Below are 15,577 nucleotides of genomic sequence, written 5' to 3'. Positions count from 1 at the left end.
ACCGGTCCGCGACCGGCGTCTTCCCGCCCACCCCGCTAGAGAAGGCCGCCGCCGACCCCGGCGCCCAGAAGCCGGGCGGCTTCTTCCAGGACCCCTGCCCCGCCGGCCGCCCCGAGAAGACCTTCGAGATCTCGGCGATCCAGCTGAGTCAGACGTACAACGACAAAGTCAACTGGCGAAATCCGCAGTCCCGGGTGTACGTGTTGAACACGGACCGGGACGCGGTGCTGGCCGGGAAGAAACCCGAGCCGTTCTCACCCCTGCTGAACGTGGGTGACTGCGTCATCTACAAGCTGACCAACAAGCTGCCGTTGACCTACGGCGGCACCACCTTTGACCGGCTCCAGACCACCAATGAGGTCGGGCTCCACCAGCACATGGTGCAGTTCGACGTACTCTCCTCCGACGGCGCCGCGAACGGTTGGAACTACGACCAGGGCGCGGACGGCGGCCCGAACCTCAACGGGCAGACCATCACATACCGCGACTTCGTGCACGAGAACACGTCCACGAACTCGTTCCACGACCACTTCTATGCCAACGTGCACCAGGACGCCGGACTGTTCGGTGGGGGCACCATCCACGACGCCGGCTGCGTCTTCCGCGACACGAAGACGAACGAGCCGGTGGCGATCGGCACGATGGTCTCGGTGCACTGCACCCAGGGGGTCGTCGACTACACCGGCGCCACCACCTCGGGCCAGGACTACCGCAACGTGTCCCTCTTCATCGAGGACCACGTGCCGATGTTCAAACCCGCGGACCCCAGCACCAGCAACGACGACCAGTTCGTCACCGCCAACGGGGTGCCGATCCACCCGGCGAAGTTCCCGTCCAGCAACGACGACCAGGGCGTCATGGGGATCAACTACGCGTTGGAGCCCATGGAGGCCCGCAAGGACATGGACCCCTCCCGGGTCTTCACCACCGGCGACAGCAACCGTCTCCCGGCGACCCCGATGCCGATGGCGTTCCCCGGCGACAAGATCAAATGGCGAATATTCCAGCTCTCGCAGGAGGAGTCGCACGGGATCAACCTCGACGCGTCCTGGGACCTCGAACCCAAGGACCCCGAATCCAACAGGGTGAGTGCCCAGCACATCGGAATCCTCGAGTACTTCGAGATGAACGTGAAGGCGATCAAGGAGGGTAAGAAATACGGCACCCCGGTCGACCGGGACGAGCTCTACTATCTCGGCGGCTCCGACGACATGTACCTCGGCGCCTGGGGCTACCTCCGGGTCATGCGGTGCCAGTACGACGGCCCGTACATCGCCCCCGGCCCGGACGGGCCGCCACCCAGGGTGCCCAACATGTACCCGCTGCCCGACAACCCGACCGCCGGCATCGACTGCGTCGGCGAGTGGGACAACCCGCCGAAGCCGGGAGACGGCCGCTCCCAGCCACCCGGCACGCCCTGCCTGACCAGCCAGCCGGTGAAGAGCTTCAGCATCGTTGCGATCAACCGGGACATCACCTACAACAAGGCCGGCGACCACGACCCGTACGGCCTCCAGTACGCGCTGGAGTCCGACTACACGAACAACACCGTGAAGAACGAGCCGCTGGTCATCCGGGCCAACGCCGGCGACTGCGTCGAGATCACTCTCAAGAACCGGGTCGATCCCGCCAAGATGACGGCGAGCTGCTTCGAAGGCGTGGAACCGGGACAACTCGGCTATCGGACCAGCACGCTGAGCTTCCCGGGCTGTCTGGACCAGCCGCCCAAGGACGAGGTCAACGTGCCGGGCTTCATGCCGCTGCCGGTCAGCAACCGGGTGTCGATCCGACCCCAGTTGACCAACCACTACAGCTACTCGGCGGGCGTGAACGTCGGCGAGAACGTGGACGGCTGGGGCCGGTTCTACGACCGGACCGTCGGGCCGGGCGAGCAGATCACCTACCGCTGGTCGCTGAGCAACGGCCCCGGCATGGCGATGCTGCGCGACATGGCCGACCCGATGCACCACGCCTCGCACGGCCTCTACGGTGCGCTGGTCATCGAACCGCAGGGCAGCAGCTACCTCAACCCGGCCGACGGCACGCCGCTGACCAGCGGGGTGAGCGCGGTGATCTCGCACCCGACGTCGGCCGACTACCGGGAGAACGTCGTCCTGATGAACAGCGACCTGGCGCTGTTCCGCCAGAACACCAACGCCAACGTGGCCGACGACCAGCCGGTCCCGGACAACTTCGACCTGGTCAGAACGCCGAGTCGGGAAGCCGACGACGCCGAGGACCAGGGCGAGTTCTCCGTCAACTACAGCAACGAGCCCTGGGCGCACCGGTACGCCACCGACCAGAACGTCACCAACATCTTCAGCTCGTACGTGCACGGGGACCCGTCGACCCCGGTCTTCCAGGCGTACGCCGGGGACAAGACGGTGTTCCACGTCGGACAGGCGGTCGGTGACCCGCGTTCGACCAGCTTCGCCCTGCACGACCATCTGTGGCGACGGGCGCCGAACGACCCCGAGTCGCAGCTCGCGGCGGCGCAGGGGCAGTTCAACCCGGGTGTGTCGTACCCGATCGTCCTCGACCCGGCGGTCACCGGCGGCGCCGGCGGCCGGCGGGCCGCGGCCGGTGACTACCTGTACCGCTCCGGCACCCTGGCCCGCCACCTGACCGGCGGCCAGTGGGGGATCTTCCGGGTGCACGGGACCGGCCAGCCCACCCTCATCGCGCTACCGGACAAGCCGATGGCGGGCAGTGCTCCGCTCGCGCCCAGCCCCGGCCCGTCGCCGACCACGTCGCCCACCACCAGCCCGTCGCCCACCACCAGCCCGTCGCCGACGACGAGCCCGTCGCCGACGTCCACCACCACACCAAAGCCGTCGATCTCCGCGCCGTGTGGGGACTGCGGCGGCGGAGGGGGAGTCTGACCATGGAGAACGATCTGTCGACGCCGGCGCGGTGGCGACCATGACCGCGCTGAAGGAGAAGCTGCGACTGCCGGACGAGATGCTGGGCCGTCCTGCGGCCGCTGGCAAGCCGGTCCGGACTCGGAAGGCGGGCCGGCCGGGGCGGCGGCAACCGCACCGAGGACCGCGCCCGTTCCGCCAGGGCATGATCCTGGGGATCTGCATCGGGATGACGGCGGCCCTGCTGGTCGGGGTGGTCGGATTCCTGACCACCCGTCCGCGGGGGTCGATCCCGGCCGCCGCGGAGCCCGCGGCGGACCGGCGCGCCCCCGGCGGCCAGCAGCAGGACCCGCAGGCCGCCATCTCGATCAACAGCGAGCACCTGGGTGACCTGCAGGTGCGGATCGAGGCGAAGGTCAGCGCGCCGGGCAGCTACGACCCGATCACCAAGGGCCAGGTGGTCGCGTACACCGACATGGTGGCCATGCCGCTGGCACACAAGCAGGGGCCCATCGTGATGGCCGAGGTGTCCGGGCAGCCAGGCGTCTACCAGGCCCTCACGAACGTGCCGATGGTCGGCGAGTACAACGTCGTCGTCGAGGTGAAGCAGCCGATGGCGTCCACCGCCAACCAGCGACTGAAGATCGACACCGTGTCGAAGTAGTACCGGACAGGACGGTGGGCGGGTCCCGTGCGGGGCCCGCCCATCGTCGTCCGTACCGGATCAGTCCTCGGCCTTGCCGCCCTGCATGCCCGAGGAGATCAGCTCCATCACGGAGGAGTCCTGGAGCGTGGTGACGTCGCCCAGCGACCGGTGCTCCGCCACGTCCCGCAGCAGCCGGCGCATGATCTTGCCGGAGCGGGTCTTCGGCAGCTCCGGCACCAGCATGATCTGCCGGGGCTTGGCGATCGGGCCGAGCGTCTTCGCCACGTGGTTGCGCAGGTCGGCGATCAACTGCTCGCCCGCCTCGCCGGAGACCTCCGTGCTGCCGCGCGGGATGGCGAACGCGACGATCGCCTGCCCGGTGGTCGGGTCGGTCGCGCCGACCACCGCCGCCTCCGCGACCGACGGGTGGCTGACCAGCGCCGACTCCACCTCGGTGGTGGAGATGTTGTGCCCGGACACCAGCATCACGTCGTCGACCCGGCCGAGCAGCCAGATGTGCCCGTCGTCGTCCTTCTTGGCCCCGTCGCCGGCGAAGTACATGCCCTCGAACCGGCTCCAGTAGGTCTCGATGAACCGGTTGTCGTCGCCCCAGATGGTGCGCAGCATCGACGGCCACGGCTCGCGCAGCACCAGGTACCCGCCGCCGCCGTTCGGCACCGACTGGCCCTGGTCATCCACCACGTCGGCGACGATGCCGGGCAGCGCGGTCATCGCCGAGCCCGGCTTGGCCGCGGTGACGCCGGGCAGCGGGGAGATCATGATCGCGCCGGTCTCGGTCTGCCACCAGGTGTCCACAATCGGCAGCTCACCCCGGCCGACGTGCTGGCGGTACCAGATCCACGCCTCCGGGTTGATCGGCTCGCCGACGCTGCCGAGCAGCCGCAGCGACGAGAGGTCGTAGCCGGCGGGAATGTCCTCGCCCCACTTCATCATGGTGCGGATCAGCGTCGGCGCGGTGTAGAGGATCGTCACCTGGTACTTGTCGACGATCTCCCAGAACCGGCCCTTGTGCGGGGTGTCCGGGGTGCCCTCGTACATGACCTGGGTGGCGCCGTTGGAGAGCGGGCCGTACACGATGTAGGAGTGCCCGGTCACCCAGCCGATGTCGGCGGTGCACCAGTAGACGTCCGTCTCCGGCTTCAGGTCGAAGACCGCGTGCGTGGTGTACGACGTCTGGGTGAGGTAGCCGCCGGTGGTGTGCAGGATGCCCTTCGGGCGGGCCGTGGTGCCGCTGGTGTAGAGGATGAAGAGCGGGTGCTCGGCGTCGAACGGCTGCGCGGTGTGCTCCGGCGCGGCGGTCTCCACCGTCTCGTGCCACCAGTGGTCCTTCGCCGACCAGGCGACCTCCTCACCGGTGCGCCGGACCACCAGCACGTGCTCCACCGACGGGCAGTTCGCCACCGCCTCGTCCACTGTCGGCTTCAGCGCCGACGGCTTACCCCGCCGGTAGCCGCCGTCGGCGGTGATCACCACCTTGGCGGTGGCGTCCTGGATCCGGTTGGTCAGCGCGTCGGCGGAGAAGCCGCCGAAGACCACGCTGTGCGTCGCGCCGATCCGGGCGCAGGCCAGCATCGCGACCGCCGCCTCCGGGACCATCGGCAGGTAGATCGCCACCCGGTCGCCGGCGGTGACGCCGAGGTCGGTCAGCGCGTTCGCCGCCTGGCAGGTCAGCCTGTGCAGGTCGGCGTACGTGAGGGTGCGGGTGTCACCCGGCTCGCCCTCCCAGTGGATCGCCACCTTGTCGCCCCGGCCGGCCTCCACGTGCCGGTCCAGGCAGTTGTACGCCACGTTGAGCTGCCCGCCGACGAACCACTTCGCGAACGGCTGGTTCGACCAGTCGAGCACCTGGTCCCACTGCTTCGACCAGGCCAGCCGCCCGGCCTGGCGCGCCCAGAAGCCGAGCCGGTCCTCGGCCGCCTCGGTGTACACCTCGGCGGTGACGTTGGCGTTCGCGGCGAGCTCGGCCGGCGGCGGGAACTGGCGCGTCTCGTTCAACAAGTTGGCCAATGCCTCGCTCATGCGGTGACTCCTTCGTCGCGTGACCTGCGTCTCCTACCCGGCTGAGGTTAGTCGTGCCGCGGCGCGCCCGCGACAGCCTGGTGACCGCCGACGCGCCCAGCGGCCCCCGTTGCGCGCCGGGTGGCCCCGGTCGCCTTCCGGCCGGGTGGCGCCCGGCGGGATAGGCGGGCTCGCTAACGTGGCGGGGTGACCACCGATCCGCTCGGCCCGCTGCTCGGGCTCGCCGACATCGCGCCCGCCGTCGAGCGCGCCCGCGACCGGGTCGACCAGGCACACCGCCACCGCGCGCTGCGCCGGCACGGCGGCCAGGTCGCGGCCGAGGTCAGCCTCCGGTCCGCGGTGGCCAGCGCCGCACTCGAGGGTCGTACGCACGAGCGCGAGGCGGTCCGGGCCGGCACCGTCACCGACCCCGTGCTCCAGGGCGCGCTGCGGGTCGCCGGCGCGCTCCCGGGACTCAGCGAACTCTGGCCGAAGGCGCCGCGCCAGGTCCTCGCCAAACTGCACGTCCTCGCCGCCCGTGACGTCGTGGCGGAGCCCGAGCTGGGCCGCCCGGTGGCCGACCCGGTGGTCGCGGCCCGCCTCGACGGGCTGGCCGACCTGGTCGCCGGCGGCACGAAGGTCTCCCCGCTGGTGCTGGCCGCCGTCGTGCACGGCGAACTGCTGAACCTGCGCCCCTTCGCCGGGCCGTCCGGGGTGGTGGCCCGGGCCGCCGCCCGGCTGGTGCTGCTCTCCACCGGCTTCGACCCGCGCGGGCTGCTCGCCGTGGACGTCGGCCACCAGGAGCGGGAACCGGAGTACGTCGGCGCGGCCGGCGCCTTCGCCACCGGCACCCCGGACGGCCTCCGCTCCTGGCTCCGCCACTACATGACGGCGGTCGAAATCGGCGCGGACCAGATCGAACTCATCGGCGACGAGGTCCTCGCCGCGACCTGATCCGCCGGCCGCTCGCTGCCGCTGTTTCCGCGACTTGTCGCAGGTGGGTGCCCCGGGCGACCGGGAGGCAGCGACATGCGGGAAACGGCGCCGATCCCCGGCCAGGCCGAACGGCCGGGCGGGCGGCGTCTTGAGGGCGGGGCGATGCCGTGCGGTCGGGGCGTCTTGAAGGGCGGGGCGGTCAGGCGACCGGGGCGATCTTGGCTCGGCGGTGCCGGCCGTACCAGGCGATGCCGATGGCCACCCCGACGCCGACGCCGAGGGCCGCCGCGGCAACCGGCACGGCGGGCCGCTCGCGTAGCCGCCGGCCCAGCGGGACGGGGTGCCGGAACTCCAGCACCGGCCAGGAATTCTCCACCGCCAGCCTGCGCAGCGCCCGGTCGGGGTTGACCACGGTGGGATGCCCGACGCACTCCAGGAGCGGCCGATCGCTGTACGAGTCGGAGTAGGCGTACGAGTCGGCCAGGTCGTAGCCGCGCGCGGTGGCCAGCTCGCCGACCGCGTCGACCTTGCTCGGGCCCGCCGCGTAGAACTCGACCTTGCCGCTGTACCGGCCGTCCTCGACCGCCATCCGGGTGGCGATCACGTCGGTCACCCCGAGCAGCGCGCCGATCGGGCGGACCATCTCCTCGCCGGAGGCGGAGACGAGCACCACGTCCCGCCCGGCGGCCTGGTGCTCCTCGATGAGGGCGGCCGCCTCGGCGTACACGTACGGGTTGATCAGCTCGTGGAGCGTCTCCGCGACGATCTGGCGGACCTGTTCCACCTGCCAGCCCTTGCAGAGCGTGGCCAGGTAGTCCCGGGTCCGGGCCATGGTCTGCTCGTCGGTGCCGCCCAGCCGGAACATCAGCTGCGCGTACGCCGACTTGACCACGTCTCGCCGGGTGATCAGACCGTCCCGGTAGAACGGCCGACCGAACGCCAGGGCGCTCGACTTGGCGATGACGGTCTTGTCCAGATCGAAGAAAGCGGCACTTCGGCCCACGGCGCGAAAGTCTAGCCCGATGGTGCCCGGTCGGCTGGTGCGCGGGGTCTCCGGGCCGGTCCGGACGCTCCCGCCTCTGCCGAGAGTGATAACGGTCACACTCTCCGAACACGAATTGGCAGTGGGTGGAGCGCAGACCACTCGACGTATACCGGTCCATTGCGGCATGCTTGTGCGCGACGAGAGCTCACGTCTCGTCCCCCGGAAGCCCTCGGCGGTTGCACCCCCCGTGACCGCTGAGTGGGTTCGGCTCGACCCCCCCGGAGCCGAACCTCCGACGACCCCCGTCTCCCCCCGACGGGGGTCGTCCCTTCTTTGGCTGAGCGCTCCGACGCAGGTCACAGGTCGTCTCCCACGCTGTCGGCCAGGCCATCGCTGGACGGCTCGGCCGCCGGAGTCAGCAAATCGTCAGCAGGCAGCGTGAAGGCATCCAAGATCCGAGCGGCGTAGTCAGCCGGAGTATGCGTATAACGATTCAGCGTCGTCGACGCCTGCTCGTGGCCCATGACGCGCTGCACCAGGTTGACCGGGACGTCGTCGGTGACCAGCCATGTCGCGTAGGCGTGCCGCAGGTCGTGGAAGCGCATTCCGCCGACGGCCTTGGCCGCCACACAGGCGACCGCTTCCCGCTCGGTCGTGAACTCCGTCGACCACTCCACGCCTTCGCGGTCCGGCCAGGTGGCTCGGTAGCGATGCGGTCCGGTGGTGACTACCTGGCCGAGCAGCCCGGCGCGAACCAGCGAGGGCAACCACACCCGCCGGCGGAAGTTCGACCGGCGCAGCGGGCGTCCGATCCGATCGCGGAAGACCAGCGTTTGCGGGTCCGGATCCCCGGCCTCGGTGCGTAGCTGGCGCAGCGCGGATACCAGGAAGCCAGGCAGCGGCACCGTCCGTACTCCGGCCCGACTTTTCGGGTAGGGACGGAGCAAGATCCCGGCGTGCGTCTCCTCGGCGACCTGGACCACGCGTAGCAGGGCGCGATCGAGGTCAACCGAGGACCAAGCCAACCCAGCACACTCGCCCCAGCGCAGGCCCGCGCCGGCGGCAGCGCAGACGATCCCTCGGTGGCGGGCCGGCACGGCCGGGTGCAGCTTGCCCAAGAAGTCCTTCCGGCTGATTGTGGTGTGCTCCTGCGTCCGGAATGGATTGATCCCGATGGATCATTGTGCTCCCGGACGCCGGGCGGGTGTCGACCCGGCGAAGAAGAGACAGATGACTGTCGACGGCTGGGCTCCGGCGGCCCCGTCGCGCCGGCGTGGGCGAAACCGCGCCGCGTCGGGCATGGCCGGCGGTCGCACGGGTAGCCCGCGGGGCATAGGCTTCACTGGCGCATCTGCACGGCGGGCCGCTCGACGGTGTGCAGCGGGAGCTGCCCGACGGGCCCGGCGACATCGTGGAATTCACCCACGAGGCGCGCCGGCACCTGGTACGTGGAGTACCGCAAGGTTCGCCCGGCCGGCGACGGCTGGCACTACGAGGCCACCGGCGGGATGGACAAACAGGACGAGGAGTGACGTCGGCGGCGCGTGCCTGATCCGGGGTTTCCGTCCCCGGCACGGGGGAAGCCAGCGGCATGGCCGAGACCTTCGCGGATCAGGACCTCACGACCCTGCGGTCGATCGCGCGCGGTGCGGGGATACCGGACACGGACCGGATGCCGCACGACGAGCTGGTCGAGATGTTGCGCCGGGCCGGACTGGCCGAGCCGGACGGCCGGCCGGTCGACACCAACCTGGCCGAGCAGGGCGGCGCACCGACCTCGGGCACGTACCGCGCCGAGGGCGTCGGACGCCGCGAGTCGGCCGGCGGGTCGGGCGCGCAGACGGCCGCCGCCGTCGACCAGCCGACGCAGGATCCGGCCGGGTTGTCCGGCCTGCCCCGCAGCAGTCTGGACCTGGGTGACGAGAGCACTGGCGGTCGGGCCGCCGAGGAGGCGGTCGGTGCCCGGCGGGGCGAGTCGGTGGTCGACGACCGCGCCCAGGACGCGCGGGGCGTGCAGGGTGAGAACCAGGACCCGGCCGGGCTGTCGGGCCTGCCCCGCAGCAGTCTGGACCTGGGTGACGAGAGCACTGGCGGTCGGGCCGCCGAGGAGGCGATCGGGGCCCGGCCCGGCGAGTCCGGCACTGAGATCGACGACCGCACGCAGCGCTGACACCGCCGTTCACGGGAAGTTCGGCGCCAGGGCATTGACACCGGGAAATTCATTCATGACCATGCCTGTCTATGATCATGAACCGTGTGGGCCGGGTCGGCGTCGGCCAGGACCGCAGTCAGGAAATCCACCCACCGGTCATATTCCACGGCCGGGTCGAAGGCCGACCCCAGCATCGCCCGGATGACCAGACACACCCACGGGTTGTTATCCACCCCCCGGGTCACCGCCAGCCCGATCGCGGCGTACGACAGTCTCTTCTCCGCCGTGTGGACCGAGGCGGAGACCAAGACGGGGTTCTCGTCAAGCTGCTTCAGCGAAGCCGCCCACCGCTTGTCGGAACGACGAACAGCACGCACCGGATCCCGCTCGGTGGCACACACGACCAGCGAAGCGGCCGCGTCCGGATCCTTCGCCGCCACCGCCCGCGACACCTCACCGAACAGCTACGGACCAGAAGGTGCCGTGTCAGCACAAAGTCAGCGAACGCTGTGCTCGGCGAGCGACTCCAATGGTCACAGCCGGCATGACACCGAAGGCAGGACCACAGGGAACCACACCCGCTGACACTGGCCGACAACGCCGACCAGACTCCCCCCGACGGGGGTCGTCCCTTCTTTGGCTGACGCTCCGCAGCAGGTCACAGGCCCTCCTCGTCCTCGTCCAGGACGCTGTCCGGCGTGGCTTCTTCCGCGAAAGGCAGCAGAGAGGCAGCAGAGCCGTCGAAAGCAGCGAGAACGCGAGCCGCGTAGTCGTCCGGGGTGTGCGTATAACGATTGAGCGTCGTGGGCGCCTGCTCGTGGCCCATGACCCGCTGAACCAGGTTGATCGGTACACCGTCCGTGACCAGCCAGGTGGCGTAGGCGTGCCGCAGGTCGTGGAACCGCATCCCGCCAGCCGCTTTGGCCGCCACGCAAGCGACCGCCTCCCGCTGGCCGCGCAGCGTGCCAAAGCATGGGCGCGACTCGGCGACAGGCGACAGGTAGAGACAGCGCTGGACAAGGGCCGTACGTTGCTTGAGTCTCTGCCGTATCCCGAGGACACCGACCACCACTTCGTAGTGGACCCGGCGAAGTTCGACTTCTACGCCATGGACTGCTACCGCATCGCAGGCGAAGACCGCCTCGCAGAGATGTATGCCCGTGAGGTGATCCGTTCCTCGACCGACCCGGACGGGACCGACCGGAAGCCGATGCGCCAAGTGGAAGCCCGGATAACGCTGGGCGTGGCGGCGGCCAGAGCAGGCGACCTAGAGAGGGCTGTCTAATACGGGCGACAGGCGCTAGAGGAAGATCGCAAGTCCCTACCCTCGCTGCTGATGGTCTCGAAGGAGCTGGCGACCCTGCTGCGGGAGCGATACCCGAAGGAGCCGGAGGCCACCTCGTACCTCGATGAGGTGCGAGCCCTCGGCGCGAGCTGACCCCGTCGTCGTCTCCACCTCCGCTTGCTCGGCTCGGACGACCGCCGACGCCTGGGCGTGGGCGACTTTCATGCCAGGACATGACCCGGCTCGGGCGCCACATGTGAGTGCGGCCCACCGTCGAGGCACCAGTCCTGCCGGGTCGCCGGGCGGCGGCAGGCAAACCGTTGGTGCGGTCGCCGCGCCATTGGCCGTGGGTGGTTCTCTCGCTCGTGGCCGTGCTGTGTACCGGGGTCGTAGCAGTGCCGGTGTCGTGGGCTGTTCTGCGGCAGGCGGAAGCAGATCGAGGTGAGGCGACGCCGGAGGCGGCCGTGAACGTGTACGCGCTCCAGATGAGCAGCGGAGAGCAGATCGGCCTGTCACGGGTGCTGACCGGCAAGCGTCATGACGAGCTCCTGCGGCAGTGGCGCGAGTACCGCGGCGAGATGGAACGCGGCAATGTTCCGTCAAAGCTTGAAGTGGTCGGACCGATCGACGTCGAGGACCAGGCTGACGACCGTGCGACGGTGACCGCCCAGGTTCATGCGGTCTGGTGGAACGAACAGGTCAACCTCAGCGGCACAGCTCACCCGTGGCGGTTCGAGACTCGGCGAGACGCCGGCGGCTGGCGGGTGTGGGCAGCCGAGCTGCCGCCGTGGTGCGGTGTGCACGTCCGGGCAGACGCCTGCCGCTGAGCCCTATCGGGCGCGACCGGTCCAGCTAGTGAGTCCGCCGGCGTCTTCCTGACCTGGTGCACCGACCAGGACCTGGGGCCGCTGTCGGTTGCTCGCGTGGACATCGAGCGGTACGTGCGCTGGCTGCAGGACGTACGCCGCTTCCAGCCCTCGACCGTCTCCCGCCGGCTGTCGGTGGTGGTCGGCTTCTACCGCGTCTGCGTCATCGACGACATCCTGCCGCACTCACCAGCCGACTACGTCCGCCGGCCGACGGTGCCACCCGAATCACCCACCCTCGGGCTGGGTCACCTGCAGTTCGAGGCCCTGATCACCACCGCACGACTATCGGCCAACTCGAACGACTTCGCGCTGATCGCCATGCTCGGCCTGCTCGGGTTGCGGATCTTGGAAGGCTGCGGCGCGAACATCGGCGATCTCGGTGAGGAACACGGCCACCGCGTCCTGCGGGTGCGTGGCAAGGGCGGCAAGGTCGTCCTCGTCCCGCTGCCGCTCGCGCTGGCCAGGGCCGTGGACCGTGCGGTCGACGGCCGCCTCGATGGTCCGATCCTGCGCAACACCCTCGGGACACGGATGGACCGTGCGTGGCTGTCGCTCCACTGGGTGATCATTGGTTTCTGGGACCGACCAGGCCCGGGGACCGGGCTTCGCCCCACGCCCGATCCCCGGGTCGTCGGGATGTCACCCTCGCCTGTCAGCCTGGCGGAGCATCGCGTCTTGTTCGGGGTCGGGCATGAGCTCCCGGACCTCTTGCGCACAGCGGCAACCAACGGCGATCTTGGCAGCCCACGCCAGCGCCTCCTCGCGTGAGGCCACGTCGACGACCGAGAACCCGCCAATGACCTCCTTGGTCTCCGGGTAAGGGCCGTCGGTGACAGTCCCGTCCGTGGCCACGACGCTCGCCCTCTGGCGTTCGAGTCCGGCGCCGAACACCCACACGCCAGCATTCACGGCCTCCTGGACCACCGCGTGCGAGGCCTTGCCCACGTCGGCCCACTCCTCGTCGGGGATGTGGTCCATCGCGCCGTCATTGAACGAGATCAAGTACCGGGTCATCCCATGACTCCCTTGTCCCGGCGGCCTCGTCCGGCCGCCTCTCACCTGTTCTACGATCGACCCGCCCCGGATCCGACGCTATGCCAGAAGAATTTTCACGGGGCCCCCGCCGCTCGGCGCCTGCGGGCGTCATGTCGCCCCTGTTCGCGGAGATCATCGCCGCTGCCACCGGCTACGAGTAGTCCCACCGCACTTATCTGCCGCCGGTCGGGCGTTACGGCACGCGACGGAGGAGCGGCTGCGGCCAGCGGGGTCGTGCTGGGAAGCGCACTGGAACATATCGGGACAACGCTCCGGCTTGAGCATCTGACACCGAGGCCCGGACTGGACAAGCCCCTTCGCGAGGGTAGGCGTCCCGCGTGTCTCGGGCCGCGGTTGCGGATGCCTCCGCCCATCTCACCGGTGGGCGAAGATGAACCCGCCCTCGATGTTCGGGGCTGGGCGGTGCATCATCTCGGCCTCGACGGTGAAGCCAGCGGCGTCCAGCCAGGCCGCGACCCTATCCGGTGGGCGGCGGTGCACGTAGACGTTCATCGGGTGTCCGCCGTAGCCCTCCGTCTTGAGCCGACTGCCGTCGCCGGCGTAGAACCCGAGCAGCATGATCGCGCCGGGCCGCAGCACCCGGTGGAACTCGGCAAGGACCGTCGGTACCTCGTCGTCGGGGACGTGGATCAGGGAGAACCAGGCGAGCAGGCCGGTCAGGCAATCGTCGGCCAGTTCGAGGCACGTCATGGAGCCGACCTCAAAGCGTAGGCCGGGATGGTCCCGCCGGGCCACGTCGATCATCGCGGGTGACAGGTCGATGCCGAACGCGTCCAGGCCGATGCTGTGCAGGTGGGCTGTGATGCGGCCGGGGCCGCAGCCGACGTCGGCGACCGGCCCGTTCCCCTGGGCGCGGACCAGTTCGGCGAAGAGGGCGAGGATGCCCCGCTGGAACGGTTCGTGGGCGAGGGCGTCGCGCAGCAGGTCGGCGTAGCTGACCGCCACCGTGTCGTAGGAGGTCCGGGTGTCGTCGAGCCAACCGGGAACGCGCATGCGCTGCACGATAGCGCCGACTCGGCCGGCGGCGTCGGTCTGGCCGACACCATGATCGATCTGCGTAACTTCGTCCCCAGCTCCTAATCGCGTGCACGGATCTGCCGCCGACCGGGCGCTACGCAGCGTCACGACAACCGGATCACGCCGGCGCCCGGTCGTGCCGAGATCAGTGCATCAGTGTGTGAGGGATGCGGCGCGTTGGGAAGCTTCGATAATTCGTTGGTCGCTTGTTGGAGGCGGCCGTCCGGCAACGCACTCGGCGCGGCGGGTGCGGGTCCGGCCCGTAGCAGCGGGTGAAGGGGATAAATGGCTTGCACAGGCGCCGGGCTGAGAGTTTGACTGCTCGCCATGCCTTTCCCCTCACCGATCTTCGTTGCGGGTACGGGTCGTTCGGGAACGTCACGGATCGCCGACATCATCGGCGAACATCCGCTGATCCATCGGATTCCCATGGAGACCCGGTTTCTCATTGACCCGGGTGGCCTGCGGGACCTGGCCGACGCGCTCACCGATCGATACGACCCCACCGTCGGTGAGGACGCCCTGCACCGGCTGAGCGACTTCCTCACCGTACGAGTGCCCGGCCGGCGCGACGATCGCGGCAAAACCGTTCCCGAGCTGGTCGGCGAGCGGCGCTACCGGGACGCGGTGCAACAGCTCTGGCCGCAGTTGATCGCGTACACATACGACGAACCTGCGCCCGCGGAAGGCTTCGGGAACGCCGACCGGCCTGCCGGGCCGTTCGAGCCGCTGAGCCGCCGGCGGGTACTACCCAGGTATTTCAGCGACCGGGGCGAACTGCTCGGAATCTTGCGGGGCCTGATCGACACCATGTTCGGCGGAGCAGCCGCCGACGCGGGCAAGCCGACCTGGTGCGAGAAGACACCGTTCAACCTGCTGTGCATGGAGTTCCTCTGGGAACTGGTCCCCGAAGCGACCATCGTGCACATCAAGCGTCACCCGGTCTCAGTGCTCGCATCCCACCTGGCCCAGCCATGGGCGCCGCCCACCGTCGACGGCGCGCTCGCCTACCTCAAGCCGGTCTACCACCGATGGCTCACCTGGAAGAACACGGTCGACCTGACGGGCAGGCGATACATCGAGGTGAAAGCAGAAGATCTCGCAGCCGACTGGCCCGGGCAGCGCCGCGCCCTGTTCGAACGGCTCGACGTCGACGACTTCGCCACCCCTTCAACGTTTCAGTCGCACAAGCTGACGAACCGCAACGACCAATTCGACGACGAAACCCGCGAGTTCATCGAAGAAGCACTCCGCAAGGTCATCCCGGCCATGGGATATGAGTGACGGCTCTGGCTCTCCACCTTGACGACGCCGCGTCGTGCCCCTCGAACGCCCGGTAAACGTTGCTTCAGCCGAACCGCATCGCAGACCACTCGTTCCTAACTTTCCGGCCGTCTTTTGAGCCCGCGCTTATGGGCGGGTGCACGCTTCTGCCGCCGACCGCGCGTTACCGACAGTGACCCCACATCGACGCGCGGAGACGCCCGGTCGTGCCGAATTGAGGACGCGTCGCGCACTGGCGGGCGACGGGTGATGTTCAGGCAGGCAGTGACGGGCGCTCTTCCTCGACGTCCTCACGGAAGCGCCCTCTTGCCCGCATCATTTCGAGGGCCTGCCTAGCACTCGGCAGGTTCAGCCGGTCGTAGCATTTGATCTTGGCGGTTCGGTGGGACAGGATGTTCCGCCGTGCGTGCGATGTTGACCCTGGCTGATCGTGAAGAGATTTCCCGTGGCCTGGCCGAAGGCTTGGA

15 protein-coding genes and 1 pseudogene are annotated in these 15,577 nt (G+C 69.4%); 8 read left to right on the top strand and 8 right to left on the bottom strand.

Going from position 1 to position 15,577, the window contains the following annotated elements:
• Positions 1 to 2,882: cupredoxin domain-containing protein (locus DKT69_RS38115; RefSeq protein ID WP_201749455.1), on the top strand; the 2,882-nt coding region annotated here is incomplete at its 5' end.
• A gap of 40 nt (positions 2,883 to 2,922) precedes the next feature.
• Entirely contained in the window at positions 2,923 to 3,525 is a 603-nt protein-coding gene (locus tag DKT69_RS02645) for a hypothetical protein (protein ID WP_146230970.1), read from the top strand.
• Positions 3,526 to 3,585: 60 nt separating this feature from the next.
• Here DKT69_RS02645 and acs read toward each other — a convergent pair whose 3' ends face one another.
• Positions 3,586 to 5,547, bottom strand: a complete 1,962-nt coding sequence (acs, locus tag DKT69_RS02640) for an acetate--CoA ligase (protein WP_109800009.1) — start codon at positions 5,545 to 5,547, stop codon at positions 3,586 to 3,588.
• A 186-nt stretch (positions 5,548 to 5,733) separates the two neighbouring features.
• Here acs and DKT69_RS02635 point away from each other — a divergent pair, with 186 nt between their 5' ends.
• Positions 5,734 to 6,480 (top strand): Fic family protein, encoded by a 747-nt coding sequence (locus DKT69_RS02635; protein ID WP_109800008.1) that lies wholly within the window; start codon positions 5,734 to 5,736, stop codon positions 6,478 to 6,480.
• A gap of 181 nt (positions 6,481 to 6,661) precedes the next feature.
• Here the strand turns inward: DKT69_RS02635 and DKT69_RS02630 are convergent, their stop codons facing one another.
• Complete coding sequence (locus DKT69_RS02630) at positions 6,662 to 7,465, bottom strand: HAD family hydrolase (protein ID WP_109800007.1); 804 nt, start codon at positions 7,463 to 7,465, stop codon at positions 6,662 to 6,664.
• 338 nt (positions 7,466 to 7,803) lie between these two features.
• Positions 7,804 to 8,565: a tyrosine-type recombinase/integrase gene (locus DKT69_RS02625; RefSeq protein ID WP_236647301.1), complete on the bottom strand. Its 762-nt coding sequence runs from the start codon at positions 8,563 to 8,565 to the stop codon at positions 7,804 to 7,806.
• 473 nt (positions 8,566 to 9,038) lie between these two features.
• On the opposite strand from DKT69_RS02625, the gene DKT69_RS41335 reads away from it, so the two are divergent.
• Positions 9,039 to 9,617: a hypothetical protein gene (locus DKT69_RS41335; protein ID WP_438361795.1), complete on the top strand. Its 579-nt coding sequence runs from the start codon at positions 9,039 to 9,041 to the stop codon at positions 9,615 to 9,617.
• A gap of 53 nt (positions 9,618 to 9,670) precedes the next feature.
• Here DKT69_RS41335 and DKT69_RS02615 read toward each other — a convergent pair whose 3' ends face one another.
• Together DKT69_RS02615 and DKT69_RS02610 are read right to left on the bottom strand one after the other, a co-directional pair.
• Positions 9,671 to 10,039 (bottom strand): hypothetical protein, encoded by a 369-nt coding sequence (locus DKT69_RS02615; protein WP_146230969.1) that lies wholly within the window; start codon positions 10,037 to 10,039, stop codon positions 9,671 to 9,673.
• Positions 10,040 to 10,257: 218 nt separating this feature from the next.
• Positions 10,258 to 10,530 carry a tyrosine-type recombinase/integrase gene (locus DKT69_RS02610; protein WP_236647300.1) on the bottom strand — a complete coding sequence of 91 codons (273 nt, stop codon included), beginning with the start codon at positions 10,528 to 10,530 and terminating at the stop codon, positions 10,258 to 10,260.
• Between the two features lie 99 nt (positions 10,531 to 10,629).
• Between DKT69_RS02610 and DKT69_RS39415 the strand changes: the two genes are divergently transcribed.
• The 3 genes from DKT69_RS39415 (at position 10,630) to DKT69_RS39410 (ending at position 12,521) form a co-directional block, all read left to right on the top strand.
• Positions 10,630 to 10,884: a hypothetical protein gene (locus DKT69_RS39415; protein ID WP_236647299.1), complete on the top strand. Its 255-nt coding sequence runs from the start codon at positions 10,630 to 10,632 to the stop codon at positions 10,882 to 10,884.
• A gap of 464 nt (positions 10,885 to 11,348) precedes the next feature.
• A complete protein-coding gene (locus DKT69_RS02600; protein ID WP_109800004.1) occupies positions 11,349 to 11,711 on the top strand; it encodes a hypothetical protein in 363 nt (120 codons plus the stop codon).
• A gap of 96 nt (positions 11,712 to 11,807) precedes the next feature.
• Entirely contained in the window at positions 11,808 to 12,521 is a 714-nt protein-coding gene (locus DKT69_RS39410) for a tyrosine-type recombinase/integrase (RefSeq protein WP_236647298.1), read from the top strand.
• 15 nt (positions 12,522 to 12,536) lie between these two features.
• Here the strand turns inward: DKT69_RS39410 and DKT69_RS39405 are convergent.
• The 3 genes and pseudogenes from DKT69_RS39405 to DKT69_RS40940 all read right to left on the bottom strand — a co-directional run.
• Positions 12,537 to 12,731, bottom strand: a pseudogene (locus DKT69_RS39405) (YciI family protein); the annotation flags it as partial.
• A gap of 432 nt (positions 12,732 to 13,163) precedes the next feature.
• Positions 13,164 to 13,802 carry a class I SAM-dependent methyltransferase gene (locus DKT69_RS02585; RefSeq protein ID WP_109800001.1) on the bottom strand — a complete coding sequence of 213 codons (639 nt, stop codon included), beginning with the start codon at positions 13,800 to 13,802 and terminating at the stop codon, positions 13,164 to 13,166.
• A 402-nt stretch (positions 13,803 to 14,204) separates the two neighbouring features.
• Positions 14,205 to 14,459 (bottom strand): hypothetical protein, encoded by a 255-nt coding sequence (locus tag DKT69_RS40940; RefSeq protein ID WP_368666214.1) that lies wholly within the window; start codon positions 14,457 to 14,459, stop codon positions 14,205 to 14,207.
• Here DKT69_RS40940 and DKT69_RS02575 point away from each other — a divergent pair.
• Entirely contained in the window at positions 14,454 to 15,110 is a 657-nt protein-coding gene (locus DKT69_RS02575; protein WP_368666213.1) for a sulfotransferase family protein, read from the top strand. The two genes, DKT69_RS40940 and DKT69_RS02575, sit on opposite strands and share 6 nt — an antisense overlap.
• The last annotated feature ends 467 nt before the right edge of the window (positions 15,111 to 15,577 follow it).

Source organism: Micromonospora sicca, from assembly GCF_003172935.1.
GTDB lineage: Bacteria > Actinomycetota > Actinomycetes > Mycobacteriales > Micromonosporaceae > Micromonospora > Micromonospora sicca.
Note: the sequence above shows the minus strand (reverse complement) of the source record. Positions and strands in the feature narration are given on the sequence as shown.